General features: G+C 64.8%; 11 protein-coding genes. 4 read left to right on the forward strand and 7 right to left on the reverse strand.

Annotation, left to right across the window (positions count from 1 at the left end):
* Window positions 1-24: 24 nt before the first annotated feature.
* The 4 genes from AC6H0R_RS00415 to ppsA all read right to left on the reverse strand — a co-directional run bounded on the left by AC6H0R_RS00415 (window position 25) and on the right by ppsA (window position 4,609).
* Entirely contained in the window at window positions 25-621 is a 597-nt protein-coding gene (locus tag AC6H0R_RS00415; RefSeq protein WP_497579365.1) for a bactofilin family protein, read from the reverse strand.
* 23 nt (window positions 622-644) lie between these two features.
* Entirely contained in the window at window positions 645-1,022 is a 378-nt protein-coding gene (locus tag AC6H0R_RS00420; protein WP_497579366.1) for a hypothetical protein, read from the reverse strand.
* A gap of 6 nt (window positions 1,023-1,028) precedes the next feature.
* A complete protein-coding gene (locus AC6H0R_RS00425; protein WP_497579367.1) occupies window positions 1,029-2,006 on the reverse strand; it encodes a M23 family metallopeptidase in 978 nt (325 codons plus the stop codon).
* Between the two features lie 236 nt (window positions 2,007-2,242).
* Window positions 2,243-4,609 (reverse strand): phosphoenolpyruvate synthase, encoded by a 2,367-nt coding sequence (ppsA, locus tag AC6H0R_RS00430; protein ID WP_497579368.1) that lies wholly within the window; start codon window positions 4,607-4,609, stop codon window positions 2,243-2,245.
* 120 nt (window positions 4,610-4,729) lie between these two features.
* Between ppsA and ppsR the strand changes: the two genes are divergently transcribed.
* Genes ppsR through msrB form a run of 3 tightly spaced genes read left to right on the forward strand, consistent with a single transcriptional unit; the run spans window position 4,730 to window position 7,207 of the window.
* A complete protein-coding gene (ppsR, locus tag AC6H0R_RS00435; protein WP_497579369.1) occupies window positions 4,730-5,563 on the forward strand; it encodes a posphoenolpyruvate synthetase regulatory kinase/phosphorylase PpsR in 834 nt (277 codons plus the stop codon).
* Window positions 5,564-5,620: 57 nt separating this feature from the next.
* Entirely contained in the window at window positions 5,621-6,790 is a 1,170-nt protein-coding gene (locus AC6H0R_RS00440) for a DUF2863 family protein (RefSeq protein WP_497579370.1), read from the forward strand.
* Between the two features lie 12 nt (window positions 6,791-6,802).
* Window positions 6,803-7,207 (forward strand): peptide-methionine (R)-S-oxide reductase MsrB, encoded by a 405-nt coding sequence (msrB, locus tag AC6H0R_RS00445; protein WP_497579371.1) that lies wholly within the window; start codon window positions 6,803-6,805, stop codon window positions 7,205-7,207.
* Window positions 7,208-7,222: 15 nt separating this feature from the next.
* On the opposite strand, the gene AC6H0R_RS00450 is transcribed toward msrB, so the two are convergent.
* Entirely contained in the window at window positions 7,223-9,553 is a 2,331-nt protein-coding gene (locus tag AC6H0R_RS00450; protein ID WP_497579372.1) for a DNA internalization-related competence protein ComEC/Rec2, read from the reverse strand.
* A gap of 66 nt (window positions 9,554-9,619) precedes the next feature.
* On the opposite strand from AC6H0R_RS00450, the gene AC6H0R_RS00455 reads away from it, so the two are divergent.
* Entirely contained in the window at window positions 9,620-10,168 is a 549-nt protein-coding gene (locus tag AC6H0R_RS00455; RefSeq protein ID WP_497579373.1) for a DUF2062 domain-containing protein, read from the forward strand.
* Here AC6H0R_RS00455 and lolD read toward each other — a convergent pair.
* A complete protein-coding gene (gene lolD, locus AC6H0R_RS00460) occupies window positions 10,159-10,848 on the reverse strand; it encodes a lipoprotein-releasing ABC transporter ATP-binding protein LolD (protein ID WP_497579374.1) in 690 nt (229 codons plus the stop codon). The two genes, AC6H0R_RS00455 and lolD, sit on opposite strands and share 10 nt — an antisense overlap.
* Window positions 10,841-12,094: a lipoprotein-releasing ABC transporter permease subunit gene (locus tag AC6H0R_RS00465; RefSeq protein ID WP_497579375.1), complete on the reverse strand. Its 1,254-nt coding sequence runs from the start codon at window positions 12,092-12,094 to the stop codon at window positions 10,841-10,843. Before AC6H0R_RS00465 ends, lolD begins: the two co-directional genes overlap by 8 nt.
* Window positions 12,095-12,146 lie beyond the last annotated feature (52 nt).

Raw genomic sequence — 12,146 nt, forward strand, 5'->3', positions numbered from 1 at the left:
GGCTGGTGACAACGGCAGAACGCGTCAGCGCGATACGGTGGCCTTGTCCTTGTCGAGCGATGTTGCAGCAGTCGGCGCGTCCGGACGCGGCACAGCCGGAGCCGGAGAGGCCGGACGCGGCGCGACCGGAGCACGCGCCTCGGCACTCGTGGCGGAAGGCAAAGGCGGTTCGCCGCGCATTGGCATCGGCGCCGGGGCCGGACGTACCGGCGGCGGAGGCACCTCGACCCGCGCCGCGGCACGCTCTGCCGCATCTTCGTAAATGCGCACCAGCTTGCCCTCGACAGTGGAACCGCAGTCCATCTGCAACTGGCGATAACGGACGTTGCCCACCACGTTGGCGCTGATCTGCAGCTCGGCGAAATGCTCGACCTCCAGATCACCGGTGATGTTGCCGTTGATCACGGCGTCGTAGGTATGCACCTTCCCGGTGATGATGCCCTTCTCGCTGAGCACCAACAGCCCCTTGGTACCGGGCTTGCCGAAGACGTTGCCTTCGACATGACCATCAATGCGCAGGCCACCCGAAAAATGCACATCGCCGACGATGTGAAGATTGTCGGCGATCAGGCTGGACAGCTTGCTGACCTCGATACCGCCCTTCTTTTTCTTGCCGAACATCTGTTACCCCCGTTGCGGCGAAATCAGCGACCTTGCCCCTGGCCGGTCGCTGATCGTACGAATTCGAGTTCCTCACGCATCTGCTTGTGCTGCTCGTTGAGCACGGCAAGCTGACGCTCCAGCTCGGTACGCGTGACCAGAGAAATCTCAAGGTCCATCCGTGCAGACTGCAACTCCGCGCGCGTGCGTGCGAGCTCTTCCTCAATTTCGGAAATGCGCGCATCAAACGGCAGCATCGCAGTGCCCTGCGACAGGTAGTACAGGCCACCGGCTCCGATCAACGCCGAAACCACGAATATCTTCAGGAAACGGAATACGCCGACCTTGCCTTGACCGGGCGTCGCAAGAACGAACTTGCCGGTAGTGAGGTGACGGTTTGCGGTATTGGATCGGGAATGCATCGCCAATCAGATCGTGCGGAACTGTGCGAGGTAGACCTTGGGATCGACAAAGCGACCACCGCGAAGAATTTCGAAGTGCAGATGCGGCCCCGTGGAGCGGCCGGTACTGCCGATACGTGCAATCTGCTCTTCCGGCATCACGACCTGCCCGACCTTGACCAGAACAGCCGAAGCATGCGCGTAGCGGGTAACGAGACCGCCACCGTGATCAATCTCGACCGTGCGACCGTACTGAGCGCGATAGCCTGCGAAGATCACCCGACCGCCGGCGCTGGCATAGATCGGGGTGCCGGTCGGCGCGGGATAGTCGATGCCGCTGTGAAAGGCACGCTTGCGGGTAAACGGGTCGATTCGGTTGCCGAAAGAGGACACCACCGGACGATCCCGCACCGGCTCGCGCCCGGGACGGGCCATGTGGGCAAGATTGAGCGCCACCACGCTCTGGTCGAGCTCATCCATCAGGGCAGAGAGCCGTTCCAGACCGCCTTCGACATTGCTCAGGTCATCACGGCCCGAGGCACCGGGACCGATCATGGAGGTGGCTTCGTCGAAATCAGGCGCTTCGGGATTCAGCAAGGGGCCACCGGACGGCTTACCGGGCTGCGTCTTGGCCAGGCGCCCTTCACGTGCGGCGTCTGCAGCACTGGTGCGCTCTTCCATTTCCTTGAGGATGCCCACACGGAAGGCCAGATCACGCGCCTCCGTTTCGAGCTGGGCCATACGGCCGGTCAGCTCCCCGATCCGATCGATCAGTATCCGGTTCTCGGAGGAAGACTCGCCTGTCAGGCTGGACGCCGGATTCGATGCATCCACAAAGTGCGGCGCGGACATGGAAGACATGCGGCTGACGCCATAGCCGATGGCAATTCCGGCAGCCAGCAGCATCAACGTGCCCAGCAGCAGGATCGCGACAGCGGAGCGCATGCTCATCGAGCGCGCACGCGAGGTGGCCAGCGAGCCTTCAGAGTGGATTACAAAAGCCACCCACGCCCTCCATGGATAACTGCGGAGTCATTCGACCCAATGTATTCGGACAGTGAAACGGCATGTCGATTCGTGCGAACCGGCCTCTGCCGCAACAATAGTGCCGCAGTCTAACACTTGCAATTGGAGGGGTTACAAGCGCAATTATTGCGGGAGGTTTCGAATGACAGCAGCAAACACCCCGGGCAGGCCGCAACCAGGCGCCTGGGCGCCCGGTTGCGGGACATCTGCAACGCTCAATGCTTGCGATGGGCCGCCAATGCAAGCCAGGTATCGACAACCGTATCGGGGTTCAGCGAAAGACTGCGAATGCCTTCATCCATCAACCATTCTGCGAAGTCCGGATGGTCGGATGGCCCCTGCCCGCAGATGCCCACATATTTGTCGGCCTTGTTGCAGGCACGGATGGCCATCGACAGCAGCATCTTCACGGCCGGGTCGCGCTCGTCGAAGGCATGCGCGACCAGTCCGGAGTCGCGATCCAGCCCGAGCGTGAGCTGGGTCAGGTCGTTGGAGCCGATCGAGAAGCCGTCGAAACGCTCGAGGAAGGCGTCGGCCTGCAGCGCGTTGGAGGGGATCTCGCACATCATCACCAGCCTGAGACCGTCCTTGCCGCGCTCGATGCCATGCTCGGCAAGTAGTTCGATGACCGCATCGGCTTCGCCCAGCGTACGCACGAAGGGAATCATGATCTCGACGTTGGTCAGGCCCATCTCGTTGCGCACCTTCTTCAAGGCGGCGCACTCCATCTCGAAGCAGTCGCGGAAGGTCTGAGCGATATAGCGCGAGGCCCCACGGAAGCCGAGCATGGCGTTCTCTTCCTCGGGCTCATAAATGTCACCGCCGAGCAGCTTGCGATACTCGTTGGACTTGAAGTCCGAGGTGCGCACGATCACCGCCTTGGGCCAGAACGCCGCAGCGATGGTGGCGATGCCTTCGGCCAGCTTGTCGATGTAGAACTGACGCGGACTGGCATAGCCACGCGAGCGGCGCTGGATCTCTTCGCGCAGGCTGGCCGGCACACGGTCGATGTCGAGGATGGCTTTGGGGTGGATGCCGATCATGTTGTTGATGACGAACTCCAGCCGCGCCAAGCCCACACCGTGGTTCGGAATCTGCGCAAACTCGAAAGCCAGCTCCGGGTTACCCACGTTCATCGTGATCTTGAGCGGGATGTCGGGCAGGCTGCCGGTGTCGGTGGTGATGACCTCGAAGTCGAGCTTGCCGCGGTACACATAGCCGGTATCGCCCTCGGCGCAGGAAATCGTGACCTCCGCGCCCTCCTCCAGCACTTCGGTCGCGTTGCCGCAGCCGACAATGGCCGGGATGCCCAGCTCGCGGGCAATGATCGCGGCGTGGCAGGTGCGCCCGCCACGGTTGGTGACGATGGCCGCGGCGCGCTTCATGACCGGCTCCCAGTTCGGGTCGGTCATGTCGGTAACCAGCACGTCGCCAGCCTGCACGCGGCTCATCTCGGCGGCACTAGCCACCACACGCACGGTGCCGGCGCCGATCTTCTGGCCGATTGCGCGGCCGTGCGTCAGCGCCTTGCCGTACTGCTTGAGCCGGTACTTCTCCAGGACATGCGCAGAAGCCTGCGACTTCACCGTCTCAGGGCGGGCCTGCAGGATGTAGAGCTTGCCATCCTCGCCGTCCTTGCCCCACTCGATGTCCATCGGGCGGCCGTAGTGCTGCTCGATGATCACGGCGTAGCGGGCCAGCTCCAGCACATCGGCGTCGGACAGCGAGAAGCGGTTGCGGTCTGCATCCGGAACGTCGATGGTGCGCACCGATTTGCCCGCCTCACGGGCATCGGTGAACTCCATCTTGATCAGCTTGGAACCCAGGCTGCGACGCACGATGGCCGGCTTGCCTTCGGCCAGCTTGGGCTTGTGCACATAGAACTCGTCCGGGTTTACCGCGCCCTGCACCACCGTCTCGCCCAAGCCATACGAGGCGGTGATGAACACCACTTCCTTGAAGCCCGATTCGGTGTCGATGGTGAACATCACACCGGAAGCGCCAGTGTCTGAACGCACCATGCGTTGCACGCCGGCCGACAGCGCCACCACGTCATGCGCAAAATCCTTGTGCACGCGATAGGCAATGGCACGATCGTTGTAGAGCGACGCAAACACCTCTTTCATGGCGTGCAGGATCTGCTCGTAGCCGTGGATGTTCAGGAAGGTTTCCTGCTGACCGGCAAAGGACGCGTCCGGCAGGTCTTCAGCCGTGGCCGAGGAGCGCACCGCGAAGCTGCCCTCGCCGTCGGAGGTAAGCGCCTCGTAGGCGGCGTGGATTTCCTGCTCCAGACGTTCCGGAAACGGCGTATCGACGATCCAGCCGCGGATCTCGGCGCCGACCTTGGCCAGCTCCACCACATCATCCACGTCCAGCGTGGCCAGCCGCGCGCGGATGCGCTCGGCCAGCCCCTGATGGGCGAGAAAGTCGCGATAGGCCTGCGCCGTGGTCGCAAAACCGCCCGGCACGCGTACACTGTCGGGCAGCTGACTGATCATTTCCCCCAGGGACGCGTTCTTGCCGCCGACCTGTTCGACGTCAGTCATGCGCAGCTCGTTGAAGGGGATGACGTAGCGGGTCATGTAGACTTCCTCGCTTGCGGTTGGACAAAGTGCCAGTTGGCGCGGATTCTATTCAGATTTGTTGCAGCGCAGTACGGTAGTCTTCCTTATTGACCTAGGTCAATTTTTTTGAGCCGATCGATGGCAAACCCCACCAAGCGCACCGCCTTCTTCATCTCGGGCAGCACCGGCATCACGGCCGAGACCTTGGGCCACAGCCTTCTCACGCAGTTTCCGGACGCCAAGGTGCACGGCGTACGCATTCCGTTCGTGACGGATCGCGACCGCGCCGCCGCCTGCGTAACCCAGATCCGCGCGGCAGCCGAGCGTGACGGCGTGCGGCCCATCGTGTTCAGCACGCTGGTCGATCCCAATATCGTCGACGCGCTGCGCGTTGCCGACGCGCTGTACATCGACCTTTTCGACCGCTTCATCGGCCCGCTCGAAACCGAACTCGACATGCGTGCCTCGCATACTGCGGGGCTTTCCCACGCCATCACCGGCAGCGGCAACTACCAGGCGCGCATCGAGGCCATCAACTACGCAATGGCCCACGACGACGGCGTGTCGTCCGACGGAGAACTCGACGCAGCCGATGTCATTCTGGTTGGCGTATCGCGCTCCGGCAAGACGCCGACCAGTCTTTACCTCGCGATGCAGTTTGGCGTCAAAGCCGCCAACTACCCGCTGATTCCCGAAGACTTCGAGCGCAACCGCCTTCCCCGCGCAATCGAGGCCCAGCGTGGCAAGCTGTTCGGCCTCAACATCGCGCCCGAACGCCTCTCGCTGATCCGCGAAGAACGCCGTCCCGGCAGCCACTACGCCTCCCTCAACAACTGCATGCATGAAATTGCTGCAGCGCAGAAACTGATGCGGCGCGAGAACATTCCGTGGATCGACTCGACCACGAAATCCATCGAGGAAATCTCCGCTACCATCCTGCAAGCCATCGGACTGGAAGGCCACGCCTGGTAATTCCGACAACCGACCGTAGCGCATTGCGCCCGCCTGGCGGGCAACACGAAGGACATCATGACAAGAACACGACCCAAACGCCGCGGCGGCCTCAGCCGCGACACCGAACACCTGATCTGGTTGGCCACCGGTCTGGCCGAGTCCGGCAGCCTCGCCGAAGATCGCTACTGGGAACACCAGCTCGTCGAGAACGTCGACCGGCTCATTGCCGATCACGACGAAGAAGCCCTCAACGTCGCACTCGACCAGCTCTACGCCAAGGACGCTCGCGGCTACGAAGAGCTCGCCGACTTCATCGAGTCGCGCACCGAAACCGCCATGGCGCTCGACGAGGGTCATGAAGTCCTGCTGATCGGCGCACCGATCCTCGCGTGGTCGCGCTTCCGCATCCCGTCGAGCACCATCCCGCCGGCCGTACTCGCCAATCTGCGTGTGCACCTGCAGGCCCACATCCTCGCCTCGGACGCAAAACTCGCGCTGGCCGACTACCTCTTCAGTCCCGACCAGCTGCCGCGAGGCTATTGCGCCACCAGCGAGTTCGCCGACGCCATCGGCAAGGCCGCGCTGAGCGCCGGCACGCTGCACATCGAAACGGAAGGCATGCCGGAAACGGCACACTTCCTGTCCGACACGCGCTATCTGCTGGCCGCCATCGCAGTACCGAAGGGCAAGCCCTTCTTCAGCTGGCAGGAACCCGGCGCCAGCCGCGACGACGCACTCGACCGCTGGCGCAGCCAGGGCGGCGCCAGCCTGGCCCCGCTGCTGCCCGGTTGCGCCACCGAAGTCGTGCTGCCGGAGGCCTACTTCGCCGCCAGCCGCGAGGCCGACCGCGAGAGCCGACCCTATGCGATTCGCGCCTCGGTGGCCTTCCTCGGTGCCGAACTGGAAACGCCGGCCACCAATCTGCGCGCCGTCATTGCGCCCTTCCACGACCGCGATCTTGAGGAATACCGCATCGGTTTTGCGCGGCGCGATGACGACACGGTCGTGCACGGCGTGGTGTGGCCGCTGCTAGGCGCGGAAGATGACCAGTCCGACATCCCGTCACAGATCGAGGCGGTATTGCGTGATTGCGGCGTCGGCGACGTCATTTTCCTCGACCACCGCTTCCCGCTGGAATTCTGCGACGACTGCGGCGCGCCGATGTACCCGTCCGCCGACGGTGAAGTCGTGCACGCCGAAATGCCGGACGGGCACGGTGAACAGACTCCTCGCCACCTGCATTGAACGGAGCACTTCATGAGCCGCAAGATCGAAAAGAGCGAAGCCGAATGGGCCGAGCAACTGGACCCTGAGCAATTCCGCGTCACACGCCACAAGGGCACGGAGTTCTCGTTCTCGGGCAAATACTGGAACCACTGGGAAAAGGGTGAGTACCGCTGCGTATGCTGCGATGCCCCGCTGTTCCACTCCGAGCACAAGTTCGACGCTGGCTGCGGCTGGCCGAGTTTCTGGATCCCGTCAGCGCCGCAGAACGTCGAGGAAGACCGCGACATCAGCCACGGCATGATCCGCACCGAAGTGCTGTGCGAACAGTGCGGTGCGCATCTGGGCCACGTCTTCGAGGACGGCCCGCGCCCGACCGGCCTGCGCTACTGCATCAACTCGGCGTCGATCAACTTCAAGCCCATCGGCAGCAAGTAGCCGGGGTCTGCCCCGCTACCTGCCGTGCCAATAGCGTGGCGCCTGCTCGCGCCACGCCTCCACCCGCAACCCCTGGGCAGCGAAGGACACCAGCACGGCGCCCTGGCCGTCGGTGCGCCAGTTGCGCGCTCCTGCGCGCGCCCAGCGCGACCACACATCCGGGTGCGGATGCCGGTGGGTATTCAGGTTGCCGACCGGGTGAATGACATGCGCAGCGCCCACCGCCTCCACCAACCTTGGCGTGGAGGAACCGCGACTGCCGTGGTGCGGCGCAACGATCACGTCTGCCCGCAAGGCTTCAGGCTCACGGGCGACCAGCGTGTGTTCGCTCGGCGCGCCGATGTCGCCGGGCAGGAGCAGGCTGCCGTAGCGCGAGCTCACCCGCAGCACACAGGACTGCTCGTTTCGCTTGCGGCCCACGGCATCGCTATTCGCCGGATGGATGAAGTCGAAACGCACCCCGTCAACATTCCACGAGGCTCCGGCCAGACACGCGGCAGGCCCGACCGGCAAGGGGCCGAGCTTCACGTTGTCGCTTCCCAGCCCGGACCAGATCCGCGTCACCGGCATCGCCGCCAGCACCGTCAGCGCGCCGCCGATGTGGTCGTTGTCGCCGTGCGAGAGCACCATCGCATCCAGCCGCTGCACGCCCAGCGCGCGCAGATACGGCACAAGCACTCGCCCGCCGGCATCCGCTTCCGGCCCATAGCCCGGCCCGGCGTCGTACAGCACGTCATGCGTGGCCGTCTGCACATGGACTGCCAGCCCCTGCCCCACATCCAGCACGTTTGCGCGAAACGCGCCCGGCTCCGGACGCTGCGGCGCCCACACCAACAGCGGCACAATGGCCAAGGCACCCGCCGCACGCGCAGGCGTACCGCGCGGCATCAACACCCACACGGCGCCGATCAGGGCGCACAGGATCAGCAACAGCGGCACCTGCGGGCCATGCCACAACGCCCACGGCTGCCCGGCCAGCCAGCTCAGTGCGCTCATCATCATGCTGGTCACGGCATGCGCGGCTTCGAGCAGCCAGGGCCATGGCAGCACGATGGCCAGCAGCACCAGCGGCGCGATGACGAAGCTCACCAAGGGAATCGCCAAAGCGTTGGCCAGCGGTCCGGCCAGCGAGAAGGCGCCGAACAGCATGAACAGCACCGGGGCCAGCACCAGCGTGATCGCAAGCTGGATGCGCACGGCGCCACGCCACACGCCCTCGCTTGCCAGGCGCCCGCAAGCCACCAGCACGATGACGGCCACCGCACCGAAAGACAGCCAGAAACCGGCCGACAGCACGGCCCAGGGGTCGATCAGCAAGACGCAGAGCATGGCCAGCGCCAGCACTCTGGTCGGTTCGGACTGGCGCCCTTGCGCAATGGCAAAGGCTGCCACCGCGAGCATGATCAGCGCGCGCTGCGTCGGCAGACCGAGTCCGGCGAGCAAAGCATAGGCGCTTGCCGCGAACAGCCCCGAAAGCACCGCAATGCGACGTGCCGGCACGCGCAGGACGAGGCGCGGTACCCTGCGCCAGATCCACCCGACCAGACCACCGACCGCCAGCGCCACGAGCGAAACATGCAGGCCCGAGATCGCGACGAGATGCCCGACCGCTGTGCGCCGGAACACCTCCCACTGCGCCTGCGTAATGGCCCGCTGATCGCCGATTGCCAGCGCCGTCAGGATGCCCGCGTAGGGGCGATCTCCCAGCGTTGCGTCAAAACGGTGGCGCAGATCGTCGCGCACCCGATGCACGGCGTTCAGGAAGCCGGGCACGAAGGCATCGACACGGCGGTTGCCGGGATCGTCCCGCACATAGCCGGTCGCGCGGATGCCACGCTCGAGCAGCCAAGCCTCGTAATCGAAGCCGCCGGGGTTGCTGAAACCGTGCGGGCGCTTGAGGCGCACGACCAGCGCGTGACGCTCGCCCGGCCGCAGGGTTTCCGGCACATCCCCCCGGCCGCGAAAAGCGTACCAGCCCAGCTGGATGCGGGCGGGCACCGGTGCGTCGGCCGCTTCGACGGCCAGCACAAAACGCCACGCGCCACCTTCCAGACGCTGTGGCAGCCCATCGATAACGCCGGTCACCGAAACGTCACGCGCCTCGGCCACCATCGGCAGACTGTCGGCCAACCGCCACTCGGCCCGCCATGCCGCCCATGCAAATCCCGCGGAGAATGCAGCCCCCAGCAGCAGCGACAGTCTCCAGCCGCGTGACAGGAACACGCCCCCCGCAACCGCGCCAGCACATAGAATCGTGATCGTGAGCAGCAGGTCATGACCCGGCAGGGTCGGCGACCACTGCAAGGCAAGCACGCCAAAAAGGAACAGGATGATGGCCGCACGCATGACGACATCATCATTCAGACATTCATCCCGAACAAGTACCGGCAGCGACCGGCCCGACGAGACACCATGCGAAAAACATTCCGCCGCCTGCTGCCCAGCCACGAGACGGTAAACGGCAACCGCTGGTTACGCCCGTTCTCGAATTCGCTGCTGCACCCGCGGCTATGGCACCTGAACCGTCATTCGGTGGCGGGTGCCGTGTCCGTCGGCCTGTTCTGCGGGCTGATTCCCGGCCCCTTGCAGATGTTCTGCGCCGCACTGGCCTGCATGGTGCTGCGCGCCAACCTGCCGCTGGCACTGGTCACCACGCTGTACACCAACCCGCTGACCATCGTGCCGCTGTACTTCGCGGCCTACTTCATCGGGGTTTTCGTGACCGGTGGCAGCATGGAGGGCTTCGTCGACCCGCCCACCATGGACGGCCTGGGCTTCATGCCGTGGGCGATGGCCTTTCTGGAATGGACTGCCGGGCTCGGCAAACCGCTGGCCATCGGGCTGCTGGTGCTCGCCAGCAGCCTGTCCGTTGCGGGCTATTTCGTCGTACGCGGCATCTACCGCTGGCGGCTGATCCGGGCCTGGCACCGGCGCAGCGAGAAGCGCCGCAATCAGTCCTGAAACTGGCCGTCCACCAGACGCATGGTGCGCTCGGCACGGGCTGCCAGGGCTTCGTCGTGGGTGACGATGACAAAGCTCGTACCGAGACGCTCGTTCAACCCCAGCATCAGGTCAAACACCGATTCGGCCGTCTTGCGGTCGAGGTTGCCGGTCGGTTCGTCCGCCAGCACGCAGGCCGGCGAGGTCACCAGCGCACGTGCAATCGCGGCACGCTGACGCTCACCGCCGGACAGCTCGCCCGGCGCGTGGTCGAGCCGCGCCCCCAGCCCCACTTCCTTGAGCATCGCAGCAGCCTGCGCGTTGGCTTCTTCACGCGCCATGCGGCGGATGTAGAGCGGCATCGCAACGTTTTCCAGCGCCGAGAACTCCGGCAGCAGATGGTGGAACTGATACACGAAGCCCAGCACCTGGTTGCGCTGGTGGCCACGCTCGGCATCACTCATGCTGGAGAAATCGCGGCCGTTGATCGTCACGCGTCCTGAGGTGGGCACGTCCAGCCCGCCGAGCAGATGCAGCAGCGTGCTCTTGCCTGAGCCGGAAGCGCCGACGATGGCCACGCGCTCACCACGCGCCACCGACAGGTTCACATCCCGCAGCACGGCCAGCGCGCCCGGACCTTCGCGGAACACCTTGTTCAGCCCTTCGCAGGCCAGCACAGCGTTGTTCATTGCATCACTCATAGCGCAGCGCCTCCGCCGGATTGACGCGCGACGCGCGCCAGCTCGGATACAGCGTGGCGACCAGAATCAGCACGAAGGACACCGACACGATGGTAATCACGTCGCTCGCCAGCACCTTCGAGGGCAGATCCTGGATGTAATAGATTTCCTTGTTCCACAGCGTCGCGCCAGTGACGGTTTCGAGCCACGGGATCACCACGTCAAGGTTGTTGGCCAACAGCAGACCGCCGATCACGCCGCCGATCAGGCCGACGAAGCCGATCACCGCGCCCTGCAGCACGAAGATCGCCATGATCGAACCGGGGCTCGCGCCCAGCGTGCGCAAGATGGCGATGTCGGCGTTCTTCTCCTGCACCGCCATGACCAGCATCGACACGATGTTGAAGGCCGCCACCGCGACGATCAGGAACAGGATGATGGTCATCATCGTCTTCTCAAGCTGCACCGCGCGGAAAAAGTTGGCGTGGCTGCGCGTCCAGTCCGACACCAGCGCCGGCACCGTGATGGATGCAGCCAGTTCGCGTACCACACGCGGCGAGGCGAACAGGTCGTCGAGCTTCAGTCGCACGCCGGTTACCGCGTCGCCCATGCGGTACAGCACCTGTGCGTCGCGCATGTGGATCAGGGCCAGCGTGGAATCGTATTCATGCATGCCGGCCTCGAAGATGCCGACCACTTCGAACTGACGCACGCGCGGCATCACCGCCGCCGGCGTGACCATGCCCTGCGGCGCGATCAGCGTGACCTTGTCGCCCATGCGCACGCCCAGCGCAAAGGACAGATCGCGCCCCAGCACGATGCCGTAGCGGCCCGGCTGAAGATCTTCGAGTGCGCCCAGCCGCATGTACTCCGAAAAATCGGCCACGCCCTCTTCGTCCGCCGGCAGCACACCGCGCACCTGCGCACCACGCACCGTCTGGTTGTACGAGAGCATGCCCTGCTCCTGCACGTACGGCGCCGAGGCCAGCACCGACGAATTCCGCATGGATTCGTCCGCCACTTGCTGCCACGCATCCAGGCCGCCGCCGTGGCTGGTGATCTGCACGTGCGAAGCCACGCCGAGGATGCGTGTGCGCAACTCCTCCTGGAAGCCGTTCATGACCGACAGCACGACGATCAGCGCCATCACACCCAGCCCCGTGCACAGCATCGACACCAGCGAGATGAAGGAGATGAAGCGGTTGCCGCCCTGCGCGCGCTTGCGGGAGCGCGTGTAGCGCAGACCGACCAGAGTTTCGTAGCGCATCCGTACTCGCATTCGTGGAAAGCCGCCATTGTGCCGCAAGCCCGCGGGCTGC

The sequence above is a fragment of the Pseudazoarcus sp. NS36 genome, from assembly GCF_059703705.1.